The organism is Enterobacter sp. CC120223-11, from assembly GCF_900215375.1.
In the GTDB taxonomy this organism is placed as follows: domain Bacteria; phylum Pseudomonadota; class Gammaproteobacteria; order Enterobacterales; family Enterobacteriaceae; genus Scandinavium.
In genome coordinates, this window is the sequence record NZ_OBEF01000019.1 from 32,320 (window position 1) to 46,549 (window position 14,230).

Annotated in this window: 14 protein-coding genes; 6 read left to right on the plus strand and 8 right to left on the minus strand. The window is 56.6% G+C overall.

Annotation, left to right across the window (positions count from 1 at the left end):
* Positions 1 to 5 precede the first annotated feature (5 nt).
* From CRO87_RS18770 to cpxP, 4 genes are all read right to left on the minus strand, one after another.
* A complete protein-coding gene (locus tag CRO87_RS18770; protein ID WP_255252522.1) occupies positions 6 to 509 on the minus strand; it encodes a DUF1993 family protein in 504 nt (167 codons plus the stop codon).
* 158 nt (positions 510 to 667) lie between these two features.
* Positions 668 to 1,630, minus strand: a complete 963-nt coding sequence (gene pfkA, locus CRO87_RS18775; protein ID WP_097164452.1) for a 6-phosphofructokinase — start codon at positions 1,628 to 1,630, stop codon at positions 668 to 670.
* Between the two features lie 177 nt (positions 1,631 to 1,807).
* A complete protein-coding gene (gene fieF, locus CRO87_RS18780; protein WP_097164453.1) occupies positions 1,808 to 2,719 on the minus strand; it encodes a CDF family cation-efflux transporter FieF in 912 nt (303 codons plus the stop codon).
* A 137-nt stretch (positions 2,720 to 2,856) separates the two neighbouring features.
* Complete coding sequence (gene cpxP, locus CRO87_RS18785; RefSeq protein ID WP_097164454.1) at positions 2,857 to 3,360, minus strand: cell-envelope stress modulator CpxP; 504 nt, start codon at positions 3,358 to 3,360, stop codon at positions 2,857 to 2,859.
* 150 nt (positions 3,361 to 3,510) lie between these two features.
* Here cpxP and cpxR point away from each other — a divergent pair, with 150 nt between their 5' ends.
* Both cpxR and cpxA read left to right on the plus strand, forming a co-directional pair.
* Positions 3,511 to 4,209, plus strand: coding sequence for an envelope stress response regulator transcription factor CpxR (gene cpxR, locus CRO87_RS18790; protein WP_097164455.1), 699 nt, complete (start codon positions 3,511 to 3,513; stop codon positions 4,207 to 4,209).
* Positions 4,206 to 5,579 (plus strand): envelope stress sensor histidine kinase CpxA, encoded by a 1,374-nt coding sequence (cpxA, locus tag CRO87_RS18795; RefSeq protein WP_097164456.1) that lies wholly within the window; start codon positions 4,206 to 4,208, stop codon positions 5,577 to 5,579. The genes cpxR and cpxA overlap by 4 nt, the downstream gene beginning before the upstream one ends.
* A gap of 127 nt (positions 5,580 to 5,706) precedes the next feature.
* On the opposite strand, the gene yiiM is transcribed toward cpxA, so the two are convergent.
* Entirely contained in the window at positions 5,707 to 6,381 is a 675-nt protein-coding gene (gene yiiM / locus CRO87_RS18800) for a 6-hydroxyaminopurine reductase (RefSeq protein ID WP_097164457.1), read from the minus strand.
* 146 nt (positions 6,382 to 6,527) lie between these two features.
* Between yiiM and CRO87_RS18805 the strand changes: the two genes are divergently transcribed.
* On the plus strand, positions 6,528 to 7,421 hold the full coding sequence (locus CRO87_RS18805; protein WP_097164458.1) for a dihydrodipicolinate synthase family protein: 894 nt from the start codon (positions 6,528 to 6,530) through the stop codon (positions 7,419 to 7,421).
* Positions 7,422 to 7,501: 80 nt separating this feature from the next.
* Here CRO87_RS18805 and sodA read toward each other — a convergent pair whose 3' ends face one another.
* A complete protein-coding gene (sodA, locus tag CRO87_RS18810) occupies positions 7,502 to 8,122 on the minus strand; it encodes a superoxide dismutase [Mn] (RefSeq protein ID WP_097164459.1) in 621 nt (206 codons plus the stop codon).
* Between the two features lie 289 nt (positions 8,123 to 8,411).
* Between sodA and rhaT the strand changes: the two genes are divergently transcribed.
* Complete coding sequence (gene rhaT / locus CRO87_RS18815; RefSeq protein ID WP_097164460.1) at positions 8,412 to 9,446, plus strand: L-rhamnose/proton symporter RhaT; 1,035 nt, start codon at positions 8,412 to 8,414, stop codon at positions 9,444 to 9,446.
* On the opposite strand, the gene rhaR is transcribed toward rhaT, so the two are convergent.
* Together rhaR and rhaS are read right to left on the minus strand one after the other, a co-directional pair.
* Positions 9,447 to 10,295, minus strand: a complete 849-nt coding sequence (gene rhaR, locus CRO87_RS18820; RefSeq protein ID WP_097164461.1) for an HTH-type transcriptional activator RhaR — start codon at positions 10,293 to 10,295, stop codon at positions 9,447 to 9,449.
* 72 nt (positions 10,296 to 10,367) lie between these two features.
* Positions 10,368 to 11,204 (minus strand): HTH-type transcriptional activator RhaS, encoded by an 837-nt coding sequence (gene rhaS, locus CRO87_RS18825; protein ID WP_097164462.1) that lies wholly within the window; start codon positions 11,202 to 11,204, stop codon positions 10,368 to 10,370.
* Between the two features lie 301 nt (positions 11,205 to 11,505).
* Between rhaS and rhaB the strand changes: the two genes are divergently transcribed.
* Together rhaB and rhaA are read left to right on the plus strand one after the other, a co-directional pair.
* Entirely contained in the window at positions 11,506 to 12,972 is a 1,467-nt protein-coding gene (gene rhaB, locus CRO87_RS18830; protein WP_097164463.1) for a rhamnulokinase, read from the plus strand.
* Positions 12,969 to 14,228: an L-rhamnose isomerase gene (gene rhaA / locus CRO87_RS18835; protein WP_097164464.1), complete on the plus strand. Its 1,260-nt coding sequence runs from the start codon at positions 12,969 to 12,971 to the stop codon at positions 14,226 to 14,228. The genes rhaB and rhaA overlap by 4 nt, the downstream gene beginning before the upstream one ends.
* Positions 14,229 to 14,230: the final 2 nt, after the last annotated feature.

Below are 14,230 nucleotides of genomic sequence, written 5' to 3' on the forward strand. Positions count from 1 at the left end.
TTTGTTTACTGAATCTTACCTAAAAAATCGCGCTTGCCGAGCGGCACACCCGCCTGACGTAGAATGCCGTAGGCCGTGGTGGTATGGAAAAAGAAGTTCGGCAGGGCGAACTGCCAGACGTAGCTGCGGGCGGTGAAATGCAGCTGATGCTCGCGGGCCTGAACCAGGATCGCACGCTCGTCGTCCCCTGCCAGCTGCTCGTCGCTGACGCTTTTCATATAGGCCACGGTCGCAGCAATGCGTGCCTGAAGCTCTGCAAACGTCGCTTCGTCATCTTCCATCACCGGCGCGTCGACATCCGCCAGGCGCGCTACCGCACGCTTAGCCATGTCGCAGGCAACCTGAACCTGACGCTTCAGCGGGAACATATCCTCCGCAAGCTTCGCTTCCAGCAGCGTGGCTTCCTGAACGCCCTGCTCTTTTGCCCAGGCCGCACTCTTTGCCAGAACGGCATCCAGGCTCACCAGCCCGTGAATAAACTGCGCTTTCGTTTCGCTATACAGTGACATTTTCAGCTTCCTTAAAAGTGATAAACCCGTCGAGAATAAACTCAGGGCATAACGAAGAGTAGCGCGAAATGTGCGCCAAAGCGTCGGGCCTGAGATATAAAAAAATCCGTAGCCCCGAAGGGTTACGGATTCTGACAAAGCACGTTTGCGGATGGCGATCAGTACAGCTTTTTCGCGCAGTCCAGCAGATCGTCTTTGAACGGACGCTTCATGTTTTCAATGGCGTCGATGATGTCGTGGTGAACCAGTTTTTCGTTCTGGATACCCACGCAGCGACCGCCGAAGCCTTCCAGCAGCACTTCAATCGCATAGGCGCCCATGCGGGAAGCGAGGATACGGTCGTAAGGCACCGGAGAACCGCCGCGCTGGATGTGGCCCAGGACGGTCGCGCGGGTTTCACGCTTGGTTTCGGTTTCGATGAACTTCGCCAGCTCGTCCACGTCGCACATGTGCTCAGTGATAGCCACGATGGCGTGTTTCTTGCCCTTCGCGATACCGGCTTTGATCTCTGCAACCAGATCGTCACGGTTAAATTCAACTTCCGGCACCACCACAAACTCACAGCCGCCCGCGATGGCTGCCGCCAGGGTCAGGTCGCCGCAGTAACGGCCCATCACTTCAACGATGGAGATACGCTGGTGAGAAGAGGAGGTGTCACGCAGGCGGTCGATGGCTTCCACGACGGTACCCAGCGCGGTGAAGTAACCGATAGTGTAGTCAGTGCCTTTGATATCGTTGTCGATGGTGCCCGGCAGGCCCACGCACGGGAAGCCCATTTCAGTCAGGCGTTTTGCACCCATGTAGGAGCCGTCACCGCCGATAACAACCAGCGCATCCAGGCCGCGTTTTTTCATGTTCTCGATAGCCACGGCACGGATGTGCTCTTCGCGGAATTCCGGGAAACGCGCAGACCCCAGGAAGGTGCCGCCGCGGTTAATCATATCGGACACGCTGTAACGGTCGAGCTGAACCATGCGGTCTTCGTACAGACCCAGGTAGCCATCATAAATACCCATTACTTCCAGACCTTCCGTCAGCGCGGCACGTACCACGCCACGGATGGCTGCGTTCATGCCCGGCGCATCACCGCCGCTTGTCAACACACCGATTTTCTTAATCATGACTACCTCTGAACTTAGGAATGCTAAAAATTATTCTGTTGCCCGAAGCGCCCCCACATCACGGGAGAGATCGACTCTATGAGTGATAGTATATCAGGCGCTTCGTGCTGAATTGATTCAGGTCAGACCAAATGGCGGTAATTTGGGCAAATAATGCCGATCTGTCCCACATTTTTACTACGAATTGCGAAAGTCCAAAAAGCCCTGTCGTCCCAAAGGAACCACCGAGCACGGATCCTGATGAATGATGACATCCGAACCCGGAAAACGAAGCAAAATAGCCTGCTCCACCTGCTCAGCCACTAAATGCGCCTGAACCAAGGGTAGATTGTCTTCCATTTCTAAATGAATCTGAATAAAGCGGGTCGGCCCTGACTGCCGCGTTCGAAGGTCATGCGCACCGCTGACGCCCGGCCAGGCGCTCACGATGTTAATAATTTCTTGTCGTTCCTCATCGGGCAGCGCTCTGTCGAGCAGCGACTGAACGGCTTCGTACCCCATGCGTAACGCACTATATAAAATATAGATGCCAATCCCCAATGCAAACAACGCATCTGCGCGATGCCAGCCGTACCAGGCGAGCGCCAGCGCCACCAGAATGGCTCCGTTCATCATAACATCAGACTGATAATGAAGCATATCCGCACGCACCGCCTGGCTTTGGGTCTTACGCACCACCCAGCGCTGGAAGGTCACCAGTATCAGAGTGCTGATGAGCGCAATTACCGTGACGATCATGCCGACGCCTGGCTCATGCATGGGCTCAGGCTTAATCAAACTCTGAATGCCGGTTAAAAACAGGAACAGAGCGGAGCCCGAAATAAACATGCTTTGGGCAAGTGCCGCCAGCGATTCCGCTTTGCCGTGCCCGAACGTATGTTCTTCATCGGCAGGTTGCAGAGAATAGCGCACCACCAGCAGGTTGGTCAGCGAGGCGGCAATATCCACCAGCGAATCCACCAGTGCGGCCAGAATACTGACAGAACCGGTGTACCACCACGCGAAAATCTTGATCAAAAGTAACGCAGACGCCATCACCGTTGCCGCAATCGCCGCCCGGCTGACCAGTCGGCCATAGGTTTGATTCATAAACACTCCCACTCTTATCTGCGGGTAGTATAGCGGAATGTGTCAGAAGTCAGTGGCTGGAAAAAAGGGCAAAAAAAACCCCCTCATCATGAGGGGGAAGACAGGGATGGTGTCTATGGCAAGGAAAACAGGGTTTGTTACTGGTTACTACGGGTATTGCTACTACTAAACAGCATTGAAGCTGAGCCTTGCTGCATCCGTGCAACCTCACGCAGCTGATCCATACGCTGCTGGTGTCTCTCATTCAAAACCGCTTGCTGCTCCGGCGTTAACAGGCGATACATCTGGTTGCGAACCCGGGCCATTTCGACCTGGCGAGCAACCTGCTCCTGCGCCATCTTTTCTGCCTGAGCGTGCACGGCGGTTTCATCAAATTTTTCTGCGGTGACAAGCTTATGCATTGTCTCCATTTCGCTAACATTAACAGGAGGCTGTTGCCGCCTCGCCTGTTGCATAAGATCCCGCAACTGTTGGCGCTGATATTCGGTTAAACTTATGCCGTCAAACATATGGCTCTGGTGACTGCTCTGCGTCGCCCCGTCACCCGGGGTCCAGTTAACGCTGTTAACGACTTCAGCAGCCTGGCTATTCGCACTAAGCGCCAGCGTTGAGGCCATGACGGCAGCGATAACATTGCGCATCAATTGCTCCCAGGTACTTTTGTTTCGCGATTCAACGAGAGACAGTCTACGATTCAGGCTGCAAACATGCGTCAGGGGGTGTAAAACAACGTAAAGTCATGGATTAGCAAGCCTTGATGACGTAATTTCTGCCTCGGAGGTATTTAACCAATGAATAAAATCCTGTTAGTTGATGATGACCGGGAGCTCACCTCCCTGTTAAAGGAGCTGCTCGACATGGAAGGCTTCAATGTGCAGGTTGCCCATGATGGGGAACAGGCACTGGCGCTTCTGGATGACAGCATCGACCTGCTTTTGCTCGACGTGATGATGCCGAAAAAGAACGGTATCGACACCCTTAAAGAGCTACGACAGACACACCAGACACCGGTCATTATGTTGACCGCACGCGGCAGCGAGCTGGATCGCGTGCTCGGCCTTGAGCTGGGCGCAGACGACTACCTGCCAAAACCGTTTAACGATCGCGAACTGGTCGCCCGTATTCGCGCCATTCTGCGCCGTTCCCACTGGAGCGAGCAGCAGCAAACCAGCGATAACAGCTCGCCAAATCTTGAGGTCGATTCCCTGAGCCTGAACCCGGGCCGTCAGGAAGCGAGCTTCGACGGCGAAACCCTTGAGCTAACCGGCACCGAATTCACGCTGCTGTATCTGCTGGCGCAGCATCTCGGCCAGGTCGTTTCTCGTGAGCATCTGAGTCAGGAAGTGCTGGGCAAACGCCTGACGCCGTTTGACCGCGCCATTGATATGCACATTTCCAACCTGCGCCGTAAATTGCCGGAGCGGAAAGACGGTCATCCGTGGTTTAAAACCTTGCGTGGCCGCGGTTATCTGATGGTGTCCGCTTCATGATAGGAAGTTTGACCGCTCGCATCTTTGCCATTTTCTGGTTAACCCTGGCACTGGTGCTGATGCTGGTACTGATGTTGCCCAAGCTCGACTCGCGCCAGATGACCGAACTGCTGGACAGCGAGCAGCGCCAAGGGCTGATGATAGAGCAGCACGTTGAAGTCGAACTGGCAAACGATCCGCCGAATGATTTGATGTGGTGGCGCCGCCTGTTTCGCGCCATCGACAAATGGGCGCCTCCGGGGCAACGCCTTTTACTGGTTACCAGTGAAGGCCGCGTGATCGGCGCAGAACGCAACGAAATGCAGATCATTCGTAACTTTATCGGCCAGTCCGATAACGCCGATCATCCGCAGAAAAAACGCTACGGGCGTCTGGAAATGGTAGGTCCCTTCTCGGTCAGAGACGGGGAAGACAACTACCAACTTTATTTGATTCGCCCGGCAAGCACCTCGCAATCTGATTTTATCAACCTGCTGTTTGACCGCCCGCTGCTGCTGCTGATTGTCACCATGCTGGTGAGTTCGCCGCTGCTGTTGTGGCTGGCGTGGAGTCTCGCCAAGCCAGCGCGTAAGCTGAAAAACGCCGCTGATGAGGTCGCTCAGGGTAACCTGCGCCAGCATCCGGAGCTGGAATCCGGGCCGCAGGAATTCCTTGCTGCCGGGTCCAGTTTCAACCAGATGGTGACCGCGCTGGAAAGGATGATGACCGCCAACCAGCGCCTGCTGTCGGATATCTCCCACGAACTGCGCACGCCGCTCACGCGCCTGCAGCTGGGCACTGCCCTGCTGCGTCGTCGGGCCGGGGAAAGCAAGGAGCTGGAGCGTATTGAAACGGAAGCGCATCGTCTGGACAGCATGATCAACGACCTTCTGGTCATGTCGCGCAATCAGGCGAAAAACGCGCTGGTCAGCGAGAACCTCAAGGCTAATCAACTGTGGGGGGAAGTGCTGGACAACGCGGCGTTCGAAGCGGAACAGGTGGGGAAATCGTTCACCGTCGAGTACCCGCCGGGCCCGTGGCCGCTGTACGGTAACCCGAACGCGCTGGAAAGCGCCTTTGAGAATATCGTGCGCAATGCTCTGCGCTACTCGCACACCAAAATCTCAGTCAGTTTCGCGGTCGATAAAGACGGCATCACCATTAACGTGGACGATGACGGTCCGGGCGTCAGCCCGGAGGACAGAGAGCAAATTTTCCGTCCGTTCTACCGCACCGACGAAGCACGCGATCGCGAATCCGGCGGCACCGGGTTGGGGCTGGCCATTGTCGAAACCGCCATTCAGCAGCATCGCGGCTGGGTGAAAGCAGACGACAGCCCGCTCGGCGGTTTGCGTCTCACCATGTGGCTGCCGCTTTATAAGCGGGATTAACGAATCACCCTCACCCCGGCCCTCTCCCTGAAAGGGAGAGGGAGAAAACCGATGCGCTCAATGCCAATTCAGCTCGATCGGTTCCCTCGCCCCTTTGGGGAGAGGGTTAGGGAGAGGGGAAATTACCCTACTTCCCCCACAATCTCCGCGAATTATCCTCGATCTGCCCGTTCAGACGGCGCTTCTGCATCGTTCGAGTCCAGCTCACGGAAAGCCCCGCAGCCGAAAGCAGGCGGTGATATTGTTCGTCATCATATGGCGTGTACCACGCAATAGCAGCGGCATCATGGACGGATACGTCACTCAGGCGGGAAACCAGCTCCAGCGGCTGCTCTGTGGACACCTCACCCGCCACAATCACCCGATACAGCCAGCCCATTTTGCCGCTGCTCTGCATCAGAGAGGCGAAATCGCTGATGCCAAAGTGATAGTTGAGCTTAAAGCACGGCGAGCGTGGCTGCGTCACCTGAATCAGGGCATTGCCCCAGCGGAAGATATCGCCGATAAAAACGTTCTTCTCCGTGAGCCCTTCTGTGGAAAGGTTCTCGCCAAAGGCGGGCGCGCAGAACAGATCGGCCTGTTCAGGAAACTCACGTGCCCAGTCGGCGTAATGTTCTCGCGGATAGTGGCACAGCGCGCGGTCCGGACCGCCGTGAATTTTCTTTTCAGCCTGCTCATCGCCTGCCAGGCCCAGTTCGCTGAGCTCCAGTTCGCCCTCAACCTGTAATTTCGCAATCGCACTTGGACGGCTGCCCTCGTACTCCCGCACGCTGCCTGTAAACACTTCCAGCGGATAGTGCATCTTCCCTCTCCTGATTCCGGCCACTCAATACCGCTATTTTTGCACGTTAACTGCACAAAATGCGACATGCGTAAAGCCATGGGCAAAGGATTCATGTTATCCATTAGTTAAAATGAAACACCATTTCACTAAAAGGAGTTCACGGCATGACCCGTCATTCTGAATTTACCGGCGTATGGTGCCCCTCCATCACGCCGATGGACAGTGAAGGAAGCATTGATTACGCGGGGCTCTCAAAGCATCTTGCCCGCCTGACTGACGCCCGTATTGACGTCATTCTGCTGATGGGCAGCATCGGCGAGTTCGCTTCGCTTTCGCTGGAAGAACGCCTCGGCCTCATCCGCAAAGCGCGTGCGATGTCGTCCCTGAAGATGGTCGCCAACGTCTCTTCGCCTTGCCTGAGCGATGTCCATCAGATGGCAGAGGCCGCATATCAAAGCGGCTATGACGCGGTGATGGTGCTACCGCCCTACTACTATGGCCAGACGGCAAATCAGGTACTGAGCTACTTCCGCCAGATGGGTCAGAAGCTGAAGGGGAAATGGTTCGCCTATAACTTCCCGGCGCGCACCGGCTGCGATATCACACCTGAGATTGCCGCCACGCTTGCCGCTGAATTTCCTGATTTCGCGGGTATCAAAGACACGGTCGATTGCCAGTCGCATACGCGCAATATGATCCTCGCGACTCAGGCCGTGCGCCCTGATTTTGCGGTGCTTTCGGGTTATGACGAATATTTCATTCCAAACCTTATGGCAGGCGGCGCGGGCGTAATCTCAGGGCTGAATAACGTCATGCCGGAGCTGTTCGTTAAGGCACGAGAGGCCTGGCAAAAAGGGGATTTATCAGCACTTACCGAAATCCAGCGCGACATTGGCCGCGGCATGGCTATCTACGCCATCGGCGATGATTTTGTCACGACCATCAAAACGGTGGTTTCGCGTAAATTTGGCTACAGTACGCCGGTTTCCCGCAATGCGGGTGGCGAGCTGAATGCATCACAGCTACAGCAGGCCGACAGCCAGTTCAGCATCGGCTAAAACCTCTTCAGGCATAAAAAAACCCTGCTGAAACAGCAGGGTTTTGCTTTCTGCCCGCAGGCAGGAGGCGCTAAATCGCCTTATTTCTTAGCAGCAAAACGCGCTGCTGCTTCGTCCCAGTTCACCACATCCCAGAATGCTTTGATGTAGTCCGGGCGACGGTTCTGGAATTTCAGGTAGTAAGCGTGTTCCCACACGTCCAGACCCAGGATTGGGAAACCGGATGCGCCAGAAATCGCTTCACCCATCAGCGGGGAGTCCTGGTTTGCGGTAGAAACCACTGCCAGCTTGTCGCCTTTCAGCACCAGCCACGCCCAGCCGGAGCCGAAACGGGTAGCAGCCGCTTTTTCGAATTCCGCTTTGAAGTTGTCCACGGAGCCGAAATCGCGCTCGATAGCCGCTTTCAGGTCGCCCTGCAGGGTGGTACCGGTTTTCAGGCCTTTCCAGAACAGGCTGTGGTTAGCGTGGCCGCCGGCGTTGTTACGCAGTGGGCCTTTTTTGTCTGCTGGCAGCTGATCCAGTTTGGTAATCAGCTCTTCAACAGGCAGGTTCGCGAATTCCGGCAGGCTTTCCAGCGCCGCGTTGGCGTTGTTCACATAGGCCTGGTGGTGTTTAGAGTGATGGATTTCCATCGTCTGCTTGTCGAAGTGCGGCTCAAGGGCGTCGTACGCGTACGGCAGGGATGGCAGGGTATAACTCATATTCATCTCCATTTATTATCGGGCGGCAGAGGTGTTAACGCCGCGTAAGCAGTTGGTTCATTATAGTTATTTAAATGATATTGAAAATGTTTATCAATGCCGTAGTTTTAATAAGGTTATAACATTTGGTTATGTGGCTGATTTTGTGAGGCTGCTCAACGTGAACACGCGCTTTTTGCCAGATATGAGTGTTGGACGGCAACGGCCTGAAGGTTAATCCATTGACTGATTTTTACACTCATCATGTCAGATGAAAGATTCATCGACGTAACACGTTGAGGATAAAAAAATGAGTCACGCGATTACGATGGGTATTTTTTGGCATTTGATAGGTGCGGCCAGTGCAGCCTGTTTCTATGCCCCGTTCAAAAAAGTGAGAAATTGGTCCTGGGAAACGATGTGGTCGATTGGCGGTATCGTCTCCTGGCTTATCCTGCCCTGGGCGATCAGCGCCATGCTGCTACCAGACTTTTGGGCCTACTACGGTTCGTTCAGCGCCTCCACCCTGCTGCCCGTGTTCCTGTTTGGCGCAATGTGGGGCATCGGCAACATCAACTACGGCCTGACCATGCGCTACCTCGGCATGTCGATGGGCATCGGTATTGCCATCGGCATCACGCTTATCGTCGGCACGCTGATGACGCCGATCCTGAACGGTGAGTTTCACGTTCTGGTGGGTACCGAAGGCGGACGCATGACGTTGCTCGGCGTGCTTGTTGCCGTCGTGGGCGTGGGCATTGTGACTCGCGCAGGGCAGCTGAAAGAGCGCAAAATGGGCATTAAGGCCGAAGAGTTCAACCTGAAAAAAGGCCTGGTGCTGGCGGTTATGTGCGGCATTTTCTCTGCCGGGATGTCGTTTGCCATGAACGCGGCCAAACCGATGCACGAAGCGGCGGCGGCTCTCGGCGTTGATCCGCTGTACGTGGCGCTGCCAAGCTATGTCGTGATTATGGGCGGCGGTGCGGTGATCAACCTCGGTTTCTGCTTTATCCGTCTGGCAACGAAAGCAAACTTGTCGGTAAAAGCAGACTTCGCGCTGGCAAAACCCATGATCATCGGCAATATCCTGTTTTCCGCCCTTGCCGGGCTGATGTGGTATCTGCAGTTCTTCTTCTACGCCTGGGGCCACGCCAGCATTCCGGCACAGTACGACTATATGAGCTGGATGCTGCACATGAGCTTCTACGTCCTGTGCGGCGGCCTGGTTGGGCTTATCCTGAAAGAGTGGAATGCGGCAGGCCGTCGCCCGGTCGGCGTGCTGAGCCTCGGCTGCGTGGTGATCATCATCGCCGCCAACATTGTCGGTCTGGGTATGGCGAACTGATTAAGCTGCGGTTTTATTGCGATGACGCCACTGCCCCGGCGTCATCCCCACTTCCCGGTTAAACACCACCGAAAAGTAGTTACTGTCCTCAAAGCCACAGTGCATCGCAATCTCCCCGATCATCAAATCTGAGTGCTGAAGCAGGTACTGCGCGTGGCAGATGCGCAGCTGGCGCAGATAGTGGTTGATGGTCATCCCCGTCTGGCTACGAAACTGCTGGCGCAGCGTTCTCTCGCTACAGGCCTGCTGTTCGCAAAACTTATCCAGCATAAAGGGTTTGTTGAGGCTGCCCGCCAGGGCAGTCAGCAGCTTGTCGAGCAACGCTTCGCTTTCGGTGGCGGCGAGGTTGTCGGTGGCATAGCGGTGGCGGCGCAACGTCACCACCAGCTGGGCAAACAGCAGCTCCGCCATGTCGTTTGAGTGACTGCTGGCTTTACTGCTCTCCTGCTCCAGCGCGGCAATCGTCTGACGCGCCTGCGCCATACCGCTGCTGCCAATGCGCCAGTGCGGCGTCCAGGGCGTTCCCTCAAGGCCTGGAATGTGCGCCGCCCAGTCGAGGTTCAGCCTCAGCCGCTCCGGGCAGTAAATAATATTCTGCAAAACCAGATCGTTAACGGACGCGTAGGAGTGCTTGTCTTCCGCACGGATATAAAACAGATCGCCGCGTGTGATGCGGTACGGCCTGTCGTTGAGGATATGCAGCCCGTTGCCGCGCCATACCAGCACCAGTTCACAAAACTCGTGCGTGTGCTCCGCAAACACGTTTTGCGGGTAGCGATCGGCCACCGCCACCGCCTGCTGCGAGGAGGCAAAAAAATCGGCTTTACGGAGAATAAGCTGGGCTGACACGGAGAACCTCAAACGGCGAATAACTGCTTATTATTCGCCGTTTTGCAGGCAAAAACGGTGACTGGACTCGCGTTACTGAAGCAGGGTGTCGCGTCCCTGGCGAATATCGCGCGGTGACCACTGAAACTCGCGGCGAAACAGCGTCGAAAAGTGGTTACTGTCGCCAAAACCGCAGCGAAATGCGATATCGGTGACACTTTCATCGCTATGGCGAAGCAAATGCCGCGCTTTCGTCAAACGGATGCGGTTGAGGTAGCGCTGGGGCGTCAGCCCGGTGTGCTGCTTCAGCTGACGATGCAGAGTGCGCAGCGACAGCGAAAAGCGTTCGGCGACCGCTTCCCAGCACACCTCCTCGGTGAAATGATCTTCCAGCCAGGCCATCATCAGATTCAGGCGAGCATCGTTATTGGTGGCCTCCGCCGCCAGGCTGCCCTTGCGCAGCTGAACCAGCAGCTGCATAAACAGAATTTCGCGGTTGGCGATGGCGTGCATGTCGCCGTCGTCATCCAGCGTTTCCATCTGCTGCACAATCCCGCGCACCTGTTGCAACACCGCCTGATTCACTCGCCAGTGCGACGGATAAACGCCGTCCTGCTCCTGCGGCAGCAGCTTTTGCAGCCCAGAGAGAAACTGAAATGCATCCGGGGAGCGGTACAGGACGTTGGTCAGGCACAGGTTGTCGGTGTGCTCGTACAGGTGTCGGTCGTGATCGCGTACAAAGCAGATGGTGCCACCGGTAATCGTGTAGGGCTGGCCGTTAAAAACGTGAATGCCTGTGCCGTGTTCGACAATTACAATTTCATGAAAATCATGATGATGTTCAGGGAATTCCGCCTGGGGAAGCCGTGGCTCAATAGCGACAGGCGCATGCCCTGAGGGAAAAAAATCCACGCTGTGCAATACGGTCATAACGGCCTCACCAGATGAGAAAAGTTATCAGGATAATAAGCAGGCCCCGCCAATCTCACCTTGAATTTTTGACGCCAAAGCGCGCAAACCCTGTCCGTTTTTCAAGAAACGACGGGAAAAATCAGGAAATGCAATCAGCGTCACACCCGCATGAAACGGCATCATTACTGGAAAGTGTGAAGCCTCTCACGTTCACCTTTGCTTTCTTGCCAGCCCCGTTTTAGGGCTGTCAGTAGTAAGAAGGTAGGCTGACAAGGGGTACGCCAGACTGATGGCATTGACTATCAGAAGGACCTCTCCCATGAGTTTTCGCCATTGTGTGGCAGTAGATTTAGGCGCCTCCAGCGGACGCGTCATGCTCGCCAGCTACGACCGCCAAAAACAGTCCCTGGCGCTGCGGGAAATCCACCGCTTTATGAATACGTTGCAGAAAGTGGACGGCACCGACTGCTGGGATATCGACAGCCTGGAAGCGGAAATCCGCCTCGGCCTGAAGAAAGTGTGCGACAACGGCATTCTTATCGACAGCATCGGCATCGACACCTGGGGCGTGGACTACGTGCTGCTGGATAAAGAGGGCCAGCGCGTCGGCCTGCCTGTCTCCTACCGCGACAGCCGCACTCAGGGCGTGATGCAGCGCGCCGAACAGCAGCTCGGGCGCGCTGAAATTTACCGCCGCAGCGGCATTCAGTTTTTACCGTTCAACACCCTTTACCAGTTCCGCGCCCTGGCGGAACAGCAGCCGGAGGCTGTGGCAAAAGCCGCCCACGCCCTGCTGATCCCGGACTATTTCAGCTTCCGCCTGACCGGCAAGATGAACTGGGAATACACCAACGCCACTACCACTCAGATGGTGAATATCGGCACCGATAACTGGGACGAAGCCCTGCTCAGCTGGACAGGCGCACCGCGCAGCTGGTTCGGCACGCCAACGCATCCGGGCAACGTGATCGGTCACTGGATTTGCCCGCTGGGTAATCAAATCCCTGTCGTCGCCGTCGCCAGCCACGACACCGCCAGCGCGGTCATCGCCTCGCCGCTGAAAGGCAAGCACGCGGCTTACCTCTCTTCCGGCACCTGGTCGCTGATGGGCTACGAAAGCAAAACCCCGGCCACCAGCGATGTGGCGCTCGCCAACAACATTACCAACGAAGGCGGCGCGGAAGGCCGCTATCGGGTGCTGAAAAACATCATGGGGCTGTGGCTGCTGCAGCGCGTGCTGAAGGAGCAGAACGTCTGCGATATCGCGGCGCTCATCGCTCAGACCCGCAGCATTCCGGCCTGTAAGTTCGTCATCAACCCGAACGATGACCGCTTTATCAACCCGGACAACATGAGCGCCGAAATTCAGGCCGCCTGCCGTGAGAACCACCAGCCCGCGCCGCAAAGCCCGGCGGAACTGGCACGCTGCATTTTCGACAGCCTCGCCCTGCTCTATGCCCGCGTACTGAACGAACTCGCCTCGCTTCACGGCCACGCCTTTTCACAGCTGCACATCGTCGGCGGCGGCTGCCAGAACGAACTGCTCAATCAGCTTTGCGCCGACGCCTGCGGAATTGCAGTGATTGCCGGGCCAGTTGAGGCCTCCACGCTCGGCAATATCGGCGTGCAGCTGATGACGCTCGATGAGCTGAAAGACGTTGATGATTTTCGCAAGGTGGTGCGCGGCAACCACGCCCTCACGACCTTCAATCCGGATCCGAACAGTGAAATTGCCCGCTACGTCGCGCAGTTTCAGCCACAACAGACCAAGGAGCTTTGCGCATGACCACTCAACTTGAACAAGCCTGGGAACTGGCAAAACAGCGTTATGCCGCCGTCGGTGTCGATGTCGAAGAGGCGCTGCGTCAGCTCGACCGTCTGCCCGTCTCGATGCACTGCTGGCAGGGCGACGACGTCGCCGGGTTTGAAAATCCGGGCGGCGCACTGACCGGGGGCATTCAGGCAACGGGCAACTATCCTGGCAAAGCACGTAACGCCACGGAGTTGCGCGCAGACCTCGAGCAGGCGCTGAGCCTGATCCCGGGCCCGAAACGCCTGAACCTGCACGCCATCTACCTGGAATCTGAGACGCCGGTTGGCCGCAACGAAATCAAACCCGAGCATTTCAAAAACTGGGTGCAGTGGGCGAAGGACAACAAGCTGGGGCTGGACTTCAACCCTTCCTGCTTCTCGCACCCGAACAGCGCCGACGGTTTCACCCTGGCGAGCGCCAACGACGAAATCCGCCAGTTCTGGATTGACCACTGCAAGGCCAGCCGCCGCGTGTCGGCGTACTTCGGCGAACAGCTCGGCACGCCGTCGGTGATGAATATCTGGATCCCAGATGGCATGAAGGACCTGACCGTCGACCGCTTCGCCCCGCGCCAGCGCCTGATGAACGCCCTGGATGAGATCATCAGCGAAAAACTGAGCCCGGCGCACCACATCGACGCCGTGGAGAGCAAGCTGTTCGGCATCGGCGCAGAGAGCTACACCGTCGGCTCCAACGAGTTCTATATGGGTTACGCCACCAGCCGCCAGACCGCGCTGTGCCTCGATGCGGGCCACTTCCACCCGACAGAAGTGATTTCCGACAAAATCTCCGCCGCCATGCTGTTCGTGCCGCGCCTGCTGTTGCACGTGAGCCGTCCGGTGCGCTGGGACAGCGACCACGTGGTGCTGCTGGATGACGAAACCCAGGCCATCGCCAGTGAAATCATCCGCCACGACCTGTTCGACCGCGTGCACATCGGCCTCGACTTCTTCGATGCTTCCATCAACCGCGTCGCGGCGTGGGTTATCGGCACCCGCAACATGAAGAAAGCGCTGCTGCGCGCGCTGCTGGAACCTACGGCAGAGCTGCGTCAGCTGGAGCTGGACGGCGACTACACCGCGCGCCTGGCGCTGCTCGAAGAGCAAAAATGCCTGCCGTGGCAGGCCGTCTGGGAGATGTACTGCCAGCGTAACGATACGCCAGCGGGCAGCCAGTGGCTCGACAGCGTGCGGAGCTATGAGAAAGACGTTTTAACGAAGCGCGGATAAAA

Excerpts from the sequence above, each read along its gene's own strand:
- rhaT (WP_097164460.1), top strand. The coding sequence starts at position 8,412 with ATGAGTCACGCGATTACGATGGGTATTTTTTGGCATTTGATAGGTGCG.
- yiiM (WP_097164457.1), bottom strand. The coding sequence starts at position 6,381 with ATGCACTATCCGCTGGAAGTGTTTACAGGCAGCGTGCGGGAGTACGAG.
- rhaS (WP_097164462.1), bottom strand. The coding sequence starts at position 11,204 with ATGACCGTATTGCACAGCGTGGATTTTTTTCCCTCAGGGCATGCGCCT.
- rhaB (WP_097164463.1), top strand. The coding sequence starts at position 11,506 with ATGAGTTTTCGCCATTGTGTGGCAGTAGATTTAGGCGCCTCCAGCGGA.
- CRO87_RS18770 (WP_255252522.1), bottom strand. The coding sequence starts at position 509 with ATGTCACTGTATAGCGAAACGAAAGCGCAGTTTATTCACGGGCTGGTG.
- rhaA (WP_097164464.1), top strand. The coding sequence starts at position 12,969 with ATGACCACTCAACTTGAACAAGCCTGGGAACTGGCAAAACAGCGTTAT.
- CRO87_RS18805 (WP_097164458.1), top strand. The coding sequence starts at position 6,528 with ATGACCCGTCATTCTGAATTTACCGGCGTATGGTGCCCCTCCATCACG.
- fieF (WP_097164453.1), bottom strand. The coding sequence starts at position 2,719 with ATGAATCAAACCTATGGCCGACTGGTCAGCCGGGCGGCGATTGCGGCA.
- cpxP (WP_097164454.1), bottom strand. The coding sequence starts at position 3,360 with ATGCGCAATGTTATCGCTGCCGTCATGGCCTCAACGCTGGCGCTTAGT.
- sodA (WP_097164459.1), bottom strand. The coding sequence starts at position 8,122 with ATGAGTTATACCCTGCCATCCCTGCCGTACGCGTACGACGCCCTTGAG.
- cpxA (WP_097164456.1), top strand. The coding sequence starts at position 4,206 with ATGATAGGAAGTTTGACCGCTCGCATCTTTGCCATTTTCTGGTTAACC.
- pfkA (WP_097164452.1), bottom strand. The coding sequence starts at position 1,630 with ATGATTAAGAAAATCGGTGTGTTGACAAGCGGCGGTGATGCGCCGGGC.
- cpxR (WP_097164455.1), top strand. The coding sequence starts at position 3,511 with ATGAATAAAATCCTGTTAGTTGATGATGACCGGGAGCTCACCTCCCTG.